This window comes from Streptomyces sp. NPDC007205 (genome assembly GCF_040634095.1).
GTDB lineage: Bacteria > Actinomycetota > Actinomycetes > Streptomycetales > Streptomycetaceae > Streptomyces.
Genome location: NZ_JBEYEW010000001.1, coordinates 166,303 through 179,845, shown reverse-complemented (window position 1 = coordinate 179,845; position 13,543 = coordinate 166,303). Strand labels below are relative to the sequence as shown.

At 70.0% G+C, this 13,543-nt stretch carries 13 protein-coding genes; 4 read left to right on the top strand and 9 right to left on the bottom strand.

Annotated features, from left to right (window positions below; translation table 11 throughout):
* Positions 1 to 53 precede the first annotated feature (53 nt).
* The 7 genes from ABZ624_RS00800 to ABZ624_RS00770 all read right to left on the bottom strand — a co-directional run bounded on the left by ABZ624_RS00800 (position 54) and on the right by ABZ624_RS00770 (position 8,559).
* Complete coding sequence (locus ABZ624_RS00800; protein WP_360082119.1) at positions 54 to 1,331, bottom strand: thymidine phosphorylase; 1,278 nt, start codon at positions 1,329 to 1,331, stop codon at positions 54 to 56.
* Positions 1,332 to 1,413: 82 nt separating this feature from the next.
* Entirely contained in the window at positions 1,414 to 1,818 is a 405-nt protein-coding gene (locus ABZ624_RS00795; RefSeq protein ID WP_360081414.1) for a cytidine deaminase, read from the bottom strand.
* Positions 1,815 to 3,101 (bottom strand): ABC transporter permease, encoded by a 1,287-nt coding sequence (locus tag ABZ624_RS00790; protein ID WP_360081413.1) that lies wholly within the window; start codon positions 3,099 to 3,101, stop codon positions 1,815 to 1,817. Before ABZ624_RS00790 ends, ABZ624_RS00795 begins: the two co-directional genes overlap by 4 nt.
* Positions 3,101 to 4,228 (bottom strand): ABC transporter permease, encoded by a 1,128-nt coding sequence (locus tag ABZ624_RS00785; RefSeq protein ID WP_360081412.1) that lies wholly within the window; start codon positions 4,226 to 4,228, stop codon positions 3,101 to 3,103. Before ABZ624_RS00785 ends, ABZ624_RS00790 begins: the two co-directional genes overlap by 1 nt.
* Positions 4,225 to 5,751 carry an ABC transporter ATP-binding protein gene (locus ABZ624_RS00780; protein WP_360082117.1) on the bottom strand — a complete coding sequence of 509 codons (1,527 nt, stop codon included), beginning with the start codon at positions 5,749 to 5,751 and terminating at the stop codon, positions 4,225 to 4,227. Before ABZ624_RS00780 ends, ABZ624_RS00785 begins: the two co-directional genes overlap by 4 nt.
* A gap of 229 nt (positions 5,752 to 5,980) precedes the next feature.
* A complete protein-coding gene (locus ABZ624_RS00775; protein WP_360081411.1) occupies positions 5,981 to 7,045 on the bottom strand; it encodes a BMP family ABC transporter substrate-binding protein in 1,065 nt (354 codons plus the stop codon).
* Between the two features lie 278 nt (positions 7,046 to 7,323).
* Complete coding sequence (locus ABZ624_RS00770; RefSeq protein ID WP_360081410.1) at positions 7,324 to 8,559, bottom strand: amidohydrolase; 1,236 nt, start codon at positions 8,557 to 8,559, stop codon at positions 7,324 to 7,326.
* A 234-nt stretch (positions 8,560 to 8,793) separates the two neighbouring features.
* Between ABZ624_RS00770 and ABZ624_RS00765 the strand changes: the two genes are divergently transcribed.
* The 4 genes from ABZ624_RS00765 (at position 8,794) to infA (ending at position 11,377) form a co-directional block, all read left to right on the top strand.
* Positions 8,794 to 9,459, top strand: a complete 666-nt coding sequence (locus ABZ624_RS00765) for a class I SAM-dependent methyltransferase (protein ID WP_360081409.1) — start codon at positions 8,794 to 8,796, stop codon at positions 9,457 to 9,459.
* A 128-nt stretch (positions 9,460 to 9,587) separates the two neighbouring features.
* Positions 9,588 to 10,082, top strand: coding sequence for a DUF1801 domain-containing protein (locus ABZ624_RS00760; protein ID WP_360081408.1), 495 nt, complete (start codon positions 9,588 to 9,590; stop codon positions 10,080 to 10,082).
* A 224-nt stretch (positions 10,083 to 10,306) separates the two neighbouring features.
* On the top strand, positions 10,307 to 11,104 hold the full coding sequence (locus ABZ624_RS00755) for a GNAT family N-acetyltransferase (RefSeq protein ID WP_360081407.1): 798 nt from the start codon (positions 10,307 to 10,309) through the stop codon (positions 11,102 to 11,104).
* 48 nt (positions 11,105 to 11,152) lie between these two features.
* Positions 11,153 to 11,377, top strand: a complete 225-nt coding sequence (gene infA, locus ABZ624_RS00750) for a translation initiation factor IF-1 (protein WP_360081406.1) — start codon at positions 11,153 to 11,155, stop codon at positions 11,375 to 11,377.
* Between the two features lie 27 nt (positions 11,378 to 11,404).
* Here the strand turns inward: infA and ABZ624_RS00745 are convergent, their stop codons facing one another.
* Positions 11,405 to 12,556: a hypothetical protein gene (locus tag ABZ624_RS00745; RefSeq protein ID WP_360081405.1), complete on the bottom strand. Its 1,152-nt coding sequence runs from the start codon at positions 12,554 to 12,556 to the stop codon at positions 11,405 to 11,407.
* Positions 12,557 to 12,591: 35 nt separating this feature from the next.
* Positions 12,592 to 13,530: an N-acetylneuraminate synthase family protein gene (locus ABZ624_RS00740; RefSeq protein ID WP_360081404.1), complete on the bottom strand. Its 939-nt coding sequence runs from the start codon at positions 13,528 to 13,530 to the stop codon at positions 12,592 to 12,594.
* Positions 13,531 to 13,543: the final 13 nt, after the last annotated feature.

Below are 13,543 nucleotides of genomic sequence, written 5' to 3'. Positions count from 1 at the left end.
GGGGACCGGCGCGGGTCCACCGATCCCCTTCACCCGAACGAGAAACTACCTGGTCAGGCGATGCGTTCCAGCACCACCGGCGTGGCCGTGAAGTCCGTGCCCGCCGCCGCGATGTCGTAGGAGCCCTCCACCGCCTGCAGCGCGTACTCGAAGCGCTCGGGGGTGTCGGTGTGCAGGGTCAGCAGCGGCTGGCCCTCGGTCACCGTGTCGCCCGGCTTGGCGTGCATCTCGACGCCCGCGCCCGCCTGCACCGGGTCCTCCTTGCGCGCACGCCCCGCGCCCAGGCGCCAGGCGGCGACGCCGATGTCGTACGCGTCCAGGCGGGTCAGGACACCGGAGGACGGCGCCTTGATCACGTGCTGTTCCTTCGACGTGGGCAGAGCAGCGTCCGGGTCGCCGCCCTGCGCCGCGATCATCCGGCGCCAGACGTCCATCGCCGAGCCGTCGGCCAGGGCCTTCGCCGGGTCGGCGTCCTTGATTCCGGCCGCGTCGAGCATCTCGCGGGCCAGGGCGACGGTCAGCTCGACCACGTCCGCCGGGCCGCCGCCCGCCAGGACCTCGACCGACTCGCGGACCTCCAGGGCGTTGCCGGCGGTGAGGCCGAGCGGGGTCGACATGTCCGTCAGGAGGGCGACCGTCCTCACGCCGTGGTCGGTGCCGAGGCCGACCATCGTGGACGCCAGTTCCCGCGCGTCCTCGATCGTCTTCATGAAGGCGCCCGTGCCGACCTTCACGTCCAGCACCAGGGAGCCCGTGCCCTCGGCGATCTTCTTGGACATGATGGAGGACGCGATCAGCGGGATCGCCTCCACCGTGCCGGTCACGTCACGCAGGGCGTACAGCTTCTTGTCCGCGGGTGCCAGGCCGTCGCCCGCCGCGCAGATCACCGCGCCCGTGGTGTCCAGGACGTGCAGCATCTCCTCGTTGGAGAGCAGGGCGCGCCAGCCGGGGATCGACTCCAGCTTGTCCAGGGTGCCGCCGGTGTGGCCGAGGCCCCGGCCGGAGAGCTGCGGGACCGCCGCGCCGCAGGCCGCCACCAGGGGGGCGAGCGGCAGGGTGATCTTGTCGCCGACACCGCCGGTGGAGTGCTTGTCGGCCGTCGGGCGGGACAGGGCCGAGAAGTCCATGCGCTCGCCGGAGGCGATCATGGCCGCCGTCCAGCGGGCGATCTCGCGGCGGTCCATCCCGTTGAGCAGGATCGCCATGTTGAGCGCGGCCATCTGGTAGTCGGCGACCTCGCCGCGGGTGTACGCGTCGATGACCCAGTCGATCTGCTCGTCGGTCAGCTCACCGCGGTCCCGCTTGGTGCGGATGACGGAGATGGCGTCCATGGCCATGGCTGATGGCTTCCTTCCGGGAGGTGCGAAGGTGTACGGCCCCCTGCGCGGATGCGGGTCAGGGGGCCGTACGGCGTTACTTGGTGAGATGCTCCGGGCCGAAGGCCTGGGGCAGCATCGCGGACAGCGTCAGGACGCCCGCGGGGGTGTCCAGGAGGAGGTCCGGGCCGCCGAACTCGTACAGCAGCTGGCGGCAGCGGCCGCACGGGACCAGCAGGGCGCCCTCGCCGTCCACACAGGTGAAGTGGGTCAGGCGCCCGCCGCCGGTGCGCTGCAGGTCCGAGACCAGGCCGCACTCGGCGCACAGCCCGATGCCGTAGGAGGCGTTCTCGACGTTGCAGCCGGTGACCGTGCGGCCGTCGTCGACCCGGGCCGCCACGCCGACCGGGAAGCCGGAGTAGGGGGCGTACGCGTGGGTCATCGCCTCCCGCGCCACCTCGCGCAGCGCCTCCCAGTCGAAGCCGTCCGCTTGCCGCGTCACTTGCCCTGGCCCTTCCGGTAGCGCATGCCGTCCGCCTTCGGCATCCGCAGGCGCTGCGCCGACAGGGACAGCACCAGCAGGGTGACGACGTACGGGGTGGCGCCCACGAAGTCGCTCGGGACCTCGTCGGTGAGCAGGTACCAGACCAGCACCAGCGCGGCCATGACCAGGCTGATCACGCCCTGCAGCATCGCCTTGCGGTACAGCTTCCAGCCGCCCAGGGCCACGAGCAGGACGACCAGCAGGAGCAGCAGTGCGTGCACGGTCGTACCGCCGTTGCGCAGCTGGAGCGCGTCGGAGTAGCCGAACAGGCCGGCGCCCATCGCCAGGCCGCCCGGGCGCCAGTTGCCGAAGATCATCGCCGCGAGGCCGATGTAGCCGCGGCCTCCGGTCTGGCCCTCCAGGTAGGTGTGCGAGGTGACCAGCGCGAGGAAGGCGCCGCCGAGGCCGGCGAGGCCGCCGGAGATGGCGACGGCCGCGTACTTGTAGGTGTAGACGTTGACGCCGAGCGACTCCGCGGCGGTCGGGTTCTCGCCGCAGGAGCGCAGCCGCAGACCGAACGGGGTGCGCCACAGGATCCACCAGCTGGCGACGAAGAGCAGCGCGGCCAGGACCGTGACCACGGACAGGTGGGTGATCAGGCCGCCGAGGATGCCGGCGAGGTCGGAGACCAGGAACCAGTGGTGGTTCTCGATCGTGTGCAGGCCGTCGGAGAGGCCGGGCACGGTGACGTCGGGCAGCGAGGCCACCGGCGGGGACTGCTTGGGGTTGCCGCCCGCGGTGGCCGCCGCGCCGCCGGAGAAGAACAGCTTGGCGAGGTACTGGGTGGCGCCGAGCGCGAGCAGGTTGATCGCGACACCGGAGACGATGTGGTCGACACCGAAGGTGACGGTGGCGACGGCGTGCAGCAGGCCGCCGAGGACGCCGAAGCCGATGCCCATCAGCAGGCCGAACCAGGGGCTGGTCTGCCAGCCGACCCAGCCCGCGCCGAAGGTGCCGAGGATCATCATGCCCTCAAGGCCGATGTTGACCACGCCGGCGCGCTCGGACCACAGGCCGGCGAGACCGGCGAGACCGATCGGCACGGCGAGACCGAGGGCGGCGCTGACCTGTCCGGCGGAGTCGAGGTCCTGCGAGCCGGTGATCACGCGGACGGCGGCCAGGAGCAGCAGCGCACCCGCGACGATGACGAGGATCTGGCCGAGGGAGCGGCCCGAGCGCTGGGGCGCGCCCGGCGCTTTGGGCGCCGCGGGCGGCGGCGTGTCGGTCATCGTGGCAGTCATCACGCCACCTCCTGCTTCTTCGACGTGGCGGCGGCCTGGGCGGCGAGTTCGGCGCCGACCTTCTGCTGCTGGCGCTTGATGCCGTAGCGGCGTACGACCTCGTAGGCGATGACGACGCACAGCACGATGACGCCCTGGATGACGCCGAGGATTTCCTTGTCGTAGCCCTGGAATTCCAGGTGGTTGGTGGTGCGCTCCAGGAAGCCCCAGAGCAGGGCGCCGAGCGCTATGCCGACCGGGTTGTTGCGGCCGAGCAGCGCGATGGCGATGCCGGTGAAGCCGATGCCGGTCGGGAAGTCGCTGCTGAACTGGTAGCTGTCGTTGAGCAGGGTCGGCATGCCGATCAGGCCGGCCACCGCACCCGAGATGATCATGCTGGTGGCGACCATCTTCTTCACCGACACACCGCTCGCGGCGGCGGCGCTCTCGGACTGGCCGACGGTGCGCAGGTCGTAGCCGAACCGGGTGCGGCCGAGCACGAACCAGTAGGCGATGCCGACGATCACGGCGATGAAGATGAAGCCCCACAGGTCACCGGCCGGGCCGGTGTCGATGTTGAAGAAGTGCGAGGCCGAGGGCAGCGGCTTGGTGGCGACGACGGTGCCGCCCTGCTGGAGCTGGGCCAGCTTGCCGGGCTGCAGCAGGTAGGCGATGATCGCGGTGGCGATCGAGTTCAGCATGATCGTCGAGATGACCTCGCTGACGCCGCGGGTCACCTTGAGGATGCCGGCGATGGCCGCCCACACCGCGCCGGTCGCCATGGCGCACAGCAGGATCAGCAGGATGGAGAGCCAGCCGGGCAGGGTCAGCGCTCCGCCGAGGACGGCGGCGAAGAACGCGGCGAGCCGGTACTGGCCGTCGACGCCGATGTTGAACAGGTTCATCCGGAAGCCGATGGCCACCGAGACGCCCGCGAGGTAGTACGTGGTCGCCTTGTTGAGGATGTAGACCTGGCTGTCGCTGGCGAAGCCGTAGGTCACCATGTCGTTGAAGGCGGGACCGGGGTTCTTGCCGGTCGCGAGGATCACCAGGGCGGTGACGACGAGCGCGGCGACGACCGCCAGCACCGGCGCGGCGATGCCGAGGAACAGCCGCTCCTTGTCGATCCGTGAGGTCAGCTTGTTCATCGCTCGTCGTCCTCTGTGTGCTCCAGGTGGCCGGTGGCCGCACCCGTCATGGCGGAGCCCAGCTCTTCGGGGGTGATGGTGGCGGGGTCGGCGTCGGCGACCAGGCGGCCGCGGTACATCACCCGCAGGGTGTCGGAGAGGCCGATCAGCTCGTCCAGGTCGGCGGAGATCAGCAGTACGGCCAGGCCCTCGTGGCGGGCCTGGCGGATGTAGTCCCAGATGGCCGCCTGCGCGCCGACGTCCACACCGCGGGTGGGGTGGGCGGCGATGAGCAGCTTGGGGTTGTGGCTCATCTCGCGGCCGACGATCAGCTTCTGCTGGTTGCCGCCGGACAGCGAGGCCGCGGTCACGTCGATACCGGGCGTGCGGACGTCGTACGCCTGCACGATCCGCTCGGTGTCGGCGCGGGCCGCCTTGATGTCGAGGAGCGCGCCGCGCGAGTTGGGCTTCTCGGTGACGTGGCCGAGGATGCGGTTCTCCCACAGCGGGGCTTCGAGGAGCAGGCCGTGGCGGTGGCGGTCCTCGGGGATGTAGCCGATGCCGGCCTCGCGGCGGTCGCGGGTGGGGGCGTGGGAGATGTCGGTGTCGCCGAGCGTGATCACGCCGGTGTCGGGGTGGCGCATGCCCATGATCGCCTCGACCAGTTCCGACTGGCCGTTGCCCTCCACTCCGGCGATGCCGAGGACCTCGCCCTTGTGGATGGTGAAGGAGATCTGGTCGAGGATGATCCGTTCGATGCCCTCCAGGTCGGTCTGCGCGAGGTGCAGGCCTTCGACCTTCAGCATCGGGACGTCCGTGACGGTGGACTCCGCGGTCTCCGGGGTGGGCAGTTCGCTGCCGACCATCATCTCGGCGAGCTGCTTGGGGGTGGTATGGGCCGGCTCGGCCGTGCCGACGGTCGTACCGCGCCGGATGACGGTGATCTCGTCGGCGACGGAGAGCACCTCGCCCAGCTTGTGGGAGATGAAGATGACGGTGAGGCCCTCGGCCTTCAGCTCGCGCAGGTTGTCGAAGAGGGCGTCGACCTCCTGCGGTACGAGCACGGCCGTCGGCTCGTCGAGGATGAGGGTCTTGGCGCCGCGGTAGAGAACCTTGAGGATCTCCACGCGCTGGCGGTCGGCGACACCGAGTTCCTCGACGAGGACGTCGGGGCGGACGTTCAGGTGGTACGCGTCGGAGATCTCCTTGATCTTCGCGCGGGCCTTGCCGCCGATGCCGTACAGCTTCTCCGCGCCGAGGACGACGTTCTCCAGCACGGTGAGGTTGTCGGCGAGCATGAAGTGCTGGTGCACCATGCCGATGCCGCGGGCGATGGCGTCGCCGGGGTTGTGCAGGACGACCTGTTCCCCGTTGATCGTGATGGTGCCCTCGTCCGGCTGCTGCATGCCGTAGAGGATCTTCATCAGGGTGGACTTGCCGGCGCCGTTCTCACCGCACAGGGCGTGGACGGTGCCCGTGCGGACCGTGATGTCGATGTCGCGGTTGGCGACGACGCCGGGGAAACGCTTGGTGATGCCGCGCAGTTCGACGGCAGCGGGAGGGCTGGACGCGTTGATGGCGCACTCTCCTCGGGGAAAGGGGCTGCGTAGGGGAGGTGGCAGGCGTCGGCGACGCTAGCGCGGCAACTCCGCGCTACACGCGTAGAGTTGACACATTGTTATGGCTCGGCGAGGGCCGTTGGAACGGCGTTCCCTCGCCGAGCCGAGGTCCGACGGGCCGGTCAGATCCTTCAGACGGGACCGACGGGATCCGTCAGGACTGGGACGGGCTGGTCTTGACCTTGATCTGACCGTCGACGATCTTCTTCTTCGCGGCGTCCAGCTTGGGCTGGATGTCCTTGATGAAGCCGCCGCTCGTGGCGAGCGAGACACCGCCCTTGGCGAGCGAGTAGATGTTGTTGCCGGTCAGCGGCTTGCCGTCCTTGACGGACTGGACGAAGTCGTACACACCGACGTCGACGTTCTTGACCATCGAGGTCAGGAACGAGCTCTTGTACTGGGCCAGACCCGGGATGTTGTACTGGTCGGAGTCCACGCCGATGCCCCAGGCACCCTTGACGCCGTGCACGGCCTCGATCGCACCGTTGCCGGAGGAGCCGGCCGCCGTGTAGATGACGTCGGCGCCCTTGTCCAGCATGCCCTGCGCGGCCTGCTGGCCCTTGTCCGGGCTGGAGAAGCCGGAGGTGTCCTGACCGTGGGACAGGTACTGGACGTCGACGTTCACCTTCGGCTTGGTGTCGTGCACGCCCTGGACGTAACCCGCCTCGAACTTCTTGATCAGCGGGTTGTCGACACCGCCGATGAAGCCGACGTGGTCCTTCTTGGTCTTCAGCGCGGCGGCGACACCGGCCAGGTAGGAGCCCTGCTCCTCGGTGAACGTGATGCTGTTGACGTTCGCGCCCTTAACGACCGAGTCCACGATGCCGAAGCTGGTCTTCGGGTACTTCGCGGCGATCTTCTCAACGGCGGGGGCGTAGGTGTAACCGACGGCGACGATCGGGTTGTAGCCCGCGTCCGCCAGGTCCGACAGGCGCTGCTCGCGGTCGGCCTCGGTGTCGGAGGTCTTCGCGGTCAGCTCCTTGATGGAACCGCCGAAGTCCTTGACGGCCTTGTCGGCACCGCGCGCGGCGGAGTCGTTGAAGGAACGGTCACCACGGCCACCGACGTCGTAGGCGAGACCGATCTTGACGCCCTTGCCACCGCCGGAGGAGGAGGACGGGCTGGTGTTGTCGGAGGACGTGCTGCCACACGCGGTGGCAGTCAGTGCGAGAGCTGCGGTGGCGGCACACGCAGCGGAAAGCTTGGCTACCCGGCGCACGGGAAGGCTCCTTCACCTGACCTGAGCGCCGTGTCGGCGCTTGATGTGAGCACCATGCCAGTGCCCGGGCCGGAACGCCCCATCGGCGTCGGCTTCGCGGCATCGTAACGCGCGTAGATGTCGCAAAAAACCCCCTCTCGAAGCCGTTATCGATTCGAGGCAAACAGCATCTGAACTCGGGCTCTCAGCCCTCTCACGCCGTTGTCGCGCACTGTGTACGAATGGCTTGCGAGCGTGTTGCGCCGGTCAGGGGAACGGCCCCCGCGGGGGCCGCAGGCTCAGCCCTGTACCCCGTTCGGCTCCAGGAAGGCCGCCGCCGTGAACATCTCCACGCCGACCCTGATCGCGTCCTCGTCGGCGTCGAAGTCGCCCTGGTGGAGATCGCGCACCGTACGCTCGCCGGGCCGGCGCACCCCGAGACGGGCCATGGCGCCCGGCACCTGTTCCAGATACCAGGAGAAGTCCTCGCCGCCGAGGCTCTGCTCGGTGCTCTCGACGGCGTCCCGGCCGCGCCGCGCGGCCATCGCCCGGCGCAGCAGGTCGGTGGACTCGCGGTCGTTGACGACCGGCGGCACCCCGCGCACATAGGTGATCTCGGACTTGGCCCGGTGCAGGGTCGCGACCTCGTCGATGGCGGCGTGCACCATGTCCGGGGCCTGCCGCCAGGCATCCAGGTCCAGGCAGCGCACGGTCCCGGACAGCTCGGCGTGCTGCGGGATGACGTTCGGCGCGTGGCCGGACTCGATCCGTCCCCAGGTCAGTGCCAGCCCGGCCCGGGTGTCCACCCTGCGGGCGATCAGCGCGGGCACGTCGACGGCGACCCGCGCGGCAGCGGTGACCAGGTCCGTGGTGAGATGCGGCCGGGCGGTGTGCCCGCCGGGTCCGTCAAGGGCGATCTCCAGCCGGTCGCACGCACTGGTGATCGCCCCGTGCCGCAGTCCGATCTTCCCGGCGTCCACCCGGGGGTCGCAGTGCACGGCGAGGATCCGCTCGACCCCCTTCAGCACCCCGTCCTCGATGGCGTCCAGGGCGCCGCCGGGCATGACCTCCTCGGCGGACTGGAAGAGCAGCCGTACCGGCCGGGGCAGCAGCCCCTTGGCGTGCAGGTCGGCGAGGACCAGGCCGGTGCCGAGCACCACGGTCGTATGCACGTCATGACCGCACGCATGCGCCCGGTCGGGCACGGTCGACCGGTACGGGCAGTCGGTCTTGGTGTCCGGGATGGGCAGGGCGTCGATGTCCGCGCGCAGTGCGAGCAGCGGTATGGCCGACCGCTTACCCTCCGCGAGCCCGATGTCACACACGAGTCCGGTTCCCTTGGCGAGCACCCGGGGCCGCAGCCCCGCCTGCTCCAGCCGCTCCTTGATCGCGGCGGTCGTACGGAACTCCTGATTGCCCAGCTCAGGGTGCATGTGCAAGTCGCGACGGAAGGCGACGAGTTCGGCGTGCAGTGCTTCGCTCAGCGCGCCGGGGAGCACATCCCCCGCGAGGCCGGCCTCGGACTCTAGGGACATCAATTGCTTCACCCTCTGAAGGGTAGGACGCCCGGCTGGTCAACTACCCCTCGATCAACAAAACTTCAGCCCGTTAGGGGAAGAAAATCTGACCGGCGGACGCATGGCGGCGGACTCTGATGGGTAAAACCCTTGTTTCCTCCTTCCACGGATACCACGCCTCGGCACAGTCACGCTCGCCATGTCCACGAACCGGACCCCAGCGCGGCCCGCGTCCCGCTAGCGTGCGCACCCGTGACCGACACGTCCGAGACCTTCCTGCAGACGACCCGCACCTCCTACGACGCGATCGCCAAGGACTACGCGGCCCGGTTCCCGGCCGGTGGCCGGCATCCGCTGGACCACGCCCTGATCACCGTCTTCGCCGAACTGGTCACGCAGGCCGGCCCGGCCCCCGTGGCCGACCTGGGCAGCGGCCCCGGCCACGGCACCGCGCTCCTGGACGAGCTGGGCGTCCCGGCCTTCGGTGTCGACCTCTCCCCCGCGATGGTGACCCTGGCCCGCGGCACCTACCCGCAACTGCGCTTCCACATCGGCTCGATGACGTCCCTGGACCTGCCGGACGCCACCCTGGGCGGCATCCTCGCCCTGTACTCGACGATCCACGTCCCCGACACCCACCTGCCGGCGGCCTTCGCGGAATTCCACCGCACCCTGCTGCCCGGCGGCCACGCCCTCCTCGCCTTCCAGACCGGCGCGGACCCCGGCCACCTGCACCTGCCGGAACGCTTCGGCCACGAGATCGACCTCGACTACTACTGGCGCACCCCGGACCAGATCACCGGCCTGCTGACGGAGGCGGGCCTGGACCTGGTGGCGACGGTACGCCGGGAGCCGTCGGGGGAGGAGACACACGCCCGGGGCTTCGTGCTGGCCCGCAAGCCCGGCGGCGGGGCCTGAGCTCCCCGGCTAGCCGTTCGCCCTAGAAGTGCTCGACCTCTTCCTGGCAGTGAGCGCGCCGATGTCAGTGGCCCTCGCTAAAGTCCCGTGCCAAGATCCGTGCAGCGAGATCCAAGGGGGAATCTGCCATGTCCGGCACCGACCGCACTGCGTACGAAGGTTTCACCACCGAGGAGCGGGACGCGATGAAGGCGCATGCCCGGGAGCTGAAGACGGCGGCCCGGCGCGGCTCGCGTGCGCAGAAGGCGGCGCAGGCGGAGCAGGACGTGCTCGCGAAGATCGCCGAGATGCAGGACTCGGACCGGGTCATGGCGGAGCGTGTCCACGCCGTGATCACCGCCAACGCGCCGGTGCTCGCGCCCAAGCTCTGGTACGGGATGCCCGCCTACGCACGGGACGGCAAGGTCGTCTGCTTCTTCCAGAGCGCGGAGAAGTTCAAGTCGCGCTACGCGACCCTCGGCTTCAGCGACCAGGCGGAGCTTGACGAGGGCACCATGTGGGCGGCCGGCTTCGCCCTCACGGAGGTGACACCCGAGGTGGAGGAACGGATCGCGGCCTTGGTCAAGCGGGCGGTGGGCCAGCACTCGGCCCCGAGCGGTCACGTGACTTCATCCGCACGCTGACGAAGGAGCTGTGAAGCGCGCCGTGACCACCCTCGGCCGAGCCTAAACGGGTTGGGCCGACCGATCCCGGCTGGTACCGTCTGGGCAGCCGTGAGAGAACGCGAGGAGGTGAGACCCATGAAGGCTGTGTGCATGTGGGTGCTCCCCCTTTTCGTCACGGTGGGCGATTGACGTAGGTGTCGCCGGGAGCGCCTCGGACAAGGCACTCCTGAGAGGCAACACCTATGAACTCTGTGCACTTCACTTCAGGTGCGCGTGGCCACGCGGTCGTGGTCACGCGGATTTCGGACACGCTGTGGCACGCCGTGGAGGACGACCGGGAGGTCGGCCGCGGCGACGTTTCGCGTCGACCCGACGGGCGGCTCTTCATCAGCATCGACGCGTGGCACGGCGCGGTCTTCGACCGCATCGCCGGCTCGATGCTGGCGGACCTGCAAACTCCGCTGTACACCGTGGTCGACGAGGGCGACCAGGACTCGACATCCGCATGGGAGCGGGCCGGGTTCACCGCAGCACGCCGCGAGTGGGGCTATCTCGTGCCCACCGACCCGCGGGTCACCGGACTCGGCTCGGTGCGGCCCCCGTCGGGCGTGACGATCGTGCCCGCCGGCGAGGCGGTGGAGGACCGGCTGCGCGCCCTGGACAGCATCATCCGCGACGAGGTCGAGACGGCCGCCGGCTGGCAGACGATGCCGGCCGAGGTGCTGCCCCGCCCGGCGGGGACCACCGTGGTCGACCCGTCGAAGTACGCGGTGGCGCGGCACTTGGACGAGTACGTGGGACTGGTGCGGGTGGCACCGCTGACCCGGCAGCCGCGGATCGGGCTGATCGCTGTCCGGGCCGACTGGCACCGCCGCGGCATCGCCCGTGCGCTGCTGGGGCACACGCTGGGTTCGCTGCACCGCTCCGGGACCGCTGCGGCATGGGCCGAGGTGGACGAGTCCAACGCGGCGGCCACGGCCCTGTTCGAGGGCGTCGGCGCCCGGCGCACGGCCGGCACCCTGGAGCTCGTCCGGCACTGACGCTCCGACGCCGCATAAGACATCACAAAAAGAGAGAAGTGAGAGACCATGACAAAAACATCAGGGGGCGTGGAAGTCGAAGGCACCGTCACCGAGTGCCTTCGCAATGCCACCTTCAAAGTCGAGCTCGAAAACGGGCACACGGTGCTGGCCCACATCAGCGGGAAGATCCGCAAGAACTACATCAAGATCCTCCCGTACGACCGGGTGCTCGTGGAACTCAGCCCCTACGACCTCACCCGCGGCCGGATCCGCTACCGCTACCGGGCCTAGCGGAAGGCGTCGGCCGGGCAGCTCGGCCTAGGCCAGGCTCGTGACCGCCGCCAGCCGGTGTACGCCCCGGGCCGTGTCCGTCACTCCGGACAGGAAGCCCTGTGCTCGCGGGGACGCGTTCTCCGTGAGCCAGGTCGGGTCGATGTCGCAGACGGCGACGCGCACGCCCGTGCCGGCCAGTGCCAGCGGCAGGGTGTGGACGACCGTCGACGGGAAGCTGAGGATCGTACGGCCGATCGGGCCCCGGCGGGCGATCAGCTCCAGGGGGAGGTCCGGGCGGACTATCTGCAGGCCCGTCTCGGCGGCCAGACGGTGGAGTTTGTCCACGCTCTCGCGGCGGTGTGCGAAGTACCGGATCGCGCCGTGGGCCTTGGCCAGGTTGCGGACGGCGTCCAGGTAGCGGTCGCCGTCCACGACCCCCGTCTCGACCAGGGACGTGCCGACCATGTCCGCGCCCTTGCTGATGCGCGGCGGCCCGAAGCGGGCGCGGGTCCACGAGAAGTCGTTGGCGGTGACCCGCACTCCCTCCGGGGTCTCCGTCACCGGCATGGAGGAGAAGACCTCGACCCGGCGGTGGGCGCTCGGCGTCAGACGGCGGCGGGCCGAGGAGGACACCGGGGCGAAGAGCAGGTCGCGCGCCCCGGGGCGGCCGCCCTTGCGGTGCCAGCGGACGAGCCGTTCACCCCGGGCCAGCTGGGCGACGAACTCCATCGTCGCCGTGCCGTCGTCGACCACCACGAGATCCTTCGCCCGGGTGATCGTCAGGAGCAGCTGTACATAGCGGGAGAAGGGGTCTCCCATGACGATGCGGTCCGCCCGCCGCAGGGCCCCCGCGAGGCCGCCGATCGTCTGGAACGGGGCCGCCGGGCCGCCCCGTGCCTCCTCCCAGCGCACCCGGTACCCCTCGTCCCGGGCCAGGTCCGCCATGCGGCGCAGCTGCCCCCGGGTCATGGGGTCGGTCGGGGACAGGACGACGACCGTGAGATCCGCGCCGGTCTGTGGCGGGTCGCCGGCCACTGTCCGCCGCACCTGCGCCGGCACGGACGGCAGCGGGTCCGGCTCCGTGCCGCGCAGGCCCTGCAGATGCGCCCACTCCAGCACGTTCAGCAGCTGGACGGGGCTCTCCACGAAGGCGAGCGTGCGGGGAGGGTGGCCGGTGTGACCGGCGCGGGGGCTCATCGGCGTACGACCGTCCCGTGGTAAGTGACCTGGATTCACACCGAGACCGGCTCGCCCGCCGCCGCCGCGATCTCCGCCTCGGCGACGACCCCGGAGACGCGGCGCAGCTTCTTCATCGGGCCCAGCTCGGAGTCGTAGACCTTCTTGACGCCGTCACCGAGGGAGGCCTCGATGGTGCGGATGTCGCGGACGAGGCGGGTGAGGCCCTGCGGCTCGACGGAGGCGGCCTGGTCGGAGCCCCACATGGCGCGGTCGAGGGTGATGTGGCGCTCGACGAACACCGCGCCCAGGGCGACCGCGGCCAGCGTCGTCTGCAGGCCCGTCTCGTGGCCGGAGTAGCCGATCGGGACGTTCGGGTACTCCTTCTCCAGCGTGTTGATCACGCGCAGGTTCAGCTCCTGGGCCTTCGCGGGGTACGTCGAAGTCGCGTGGCACATGAGGATGTTGTCGGAGCCGAGGACCTCCACCGCGTGGCGGATCTGGCGGGGGGTGGACATGCCGGTGGAGAGGATGACCGAGCGGCCCGTCGCGCGCAGGGCGCGGAGCAGTTCGTCGTCCGTCAGGGAGGCGCTCGCCACCTTGTGGGCGGGCACGTCGAACTTCTCCAGGAAGGCGACGGCCTCGGTGTCCCACGGGGAGGCGAACCAGTCGATCCCCTTCTCCTTGCAGTACTCGTCGATCTGGCGGTACTCGTCCTCACCGAACTCCACGCGGTGGCGGTAGTCGATGTAGGTCATCCGGCCCCAGGGGGTGTCGCGCTCGATGTCCCACTGGTCGCGCGGGGTGCAGATCTCCGGGGTGCGCTTCTGGAACTTGACCGCGTCGCAGCCGGCCTCGGCGGCCACGTCGATCAGCTTGAAGGCGTTCTCCAGCTCACCGTTGTGGTTGATGCCGATCTCGCCGCAGATGTAGACGGGACGGCCGGGGCCGACCTCGCGCGAACCGAACGTGCGGATGCGGGAGTTGCTGCTCATGGGGGAGATGTCC

Coding starts and splice junctions, on each gene's coding strand:
- infA (WP_360081406.1), top strand. CDS start 11,153: ATGACAAAAACATCAGGGGGCGTGGAAGTCGAAGGCACCGTCACCGAG.
- ABZ624_RS00770 (WP_360081410.1), bottom strand. CDS start 8,559: ATGTCCCTAGAGTCCGAGGCCGGCCTCGCGGGGGATGTGCTCCCCGGC.
- ABZ624_RS00790 (WP_360081413.1), bottom strand. CDS start 3,101: ATGACTGCCACGATGACCGACACGCCGCCGCCCGCGGCGCCCAAAGCG.
- ABZ624_RS00785 (WP_360081412.1), bottom strand. CDS start 4,228: ATGAACAAGCTGACCTCACGGATCGACAAGGAGCGGCTGTTCCTCGGC.
- ABZ624_RS00760 (WP_360081408.1), top strand. CDS start 9,588: ATGTCCGGCACCGACCGCACTGCGTACGAAGGTTTCACCACCGAGGAG.
- ABZ624_RS00740 (WP_360081404.1), bottom strand. CDS start 13,530: ATGAGCAGCAACTCCCGCATCCGCACGTTCGGTTCGCGCGAGGTCGGC.
- ABZ624_RS00745 (WP_360081405.1), bottom strand. CDS start 12,556: ATGAGCCCCCGCGCCGGTCACACCGGCCACCCTCCCCGCACGCTCGCC.
- ABZ624_RS00755 (WP_360081407.1), top strand. CDS start 10,307: ATGAACTCTGTGCACTTCACTTCAGGTGCGCGTGGCCACGCGGTCGTG.
- ABZ624_RS00800 (WP_360082119.1), bottom strand. CDS start 1,331: ATGGACGCCATCTCCGTCATCCGCACCAAGCGGGACCGCGGTGAGCTG.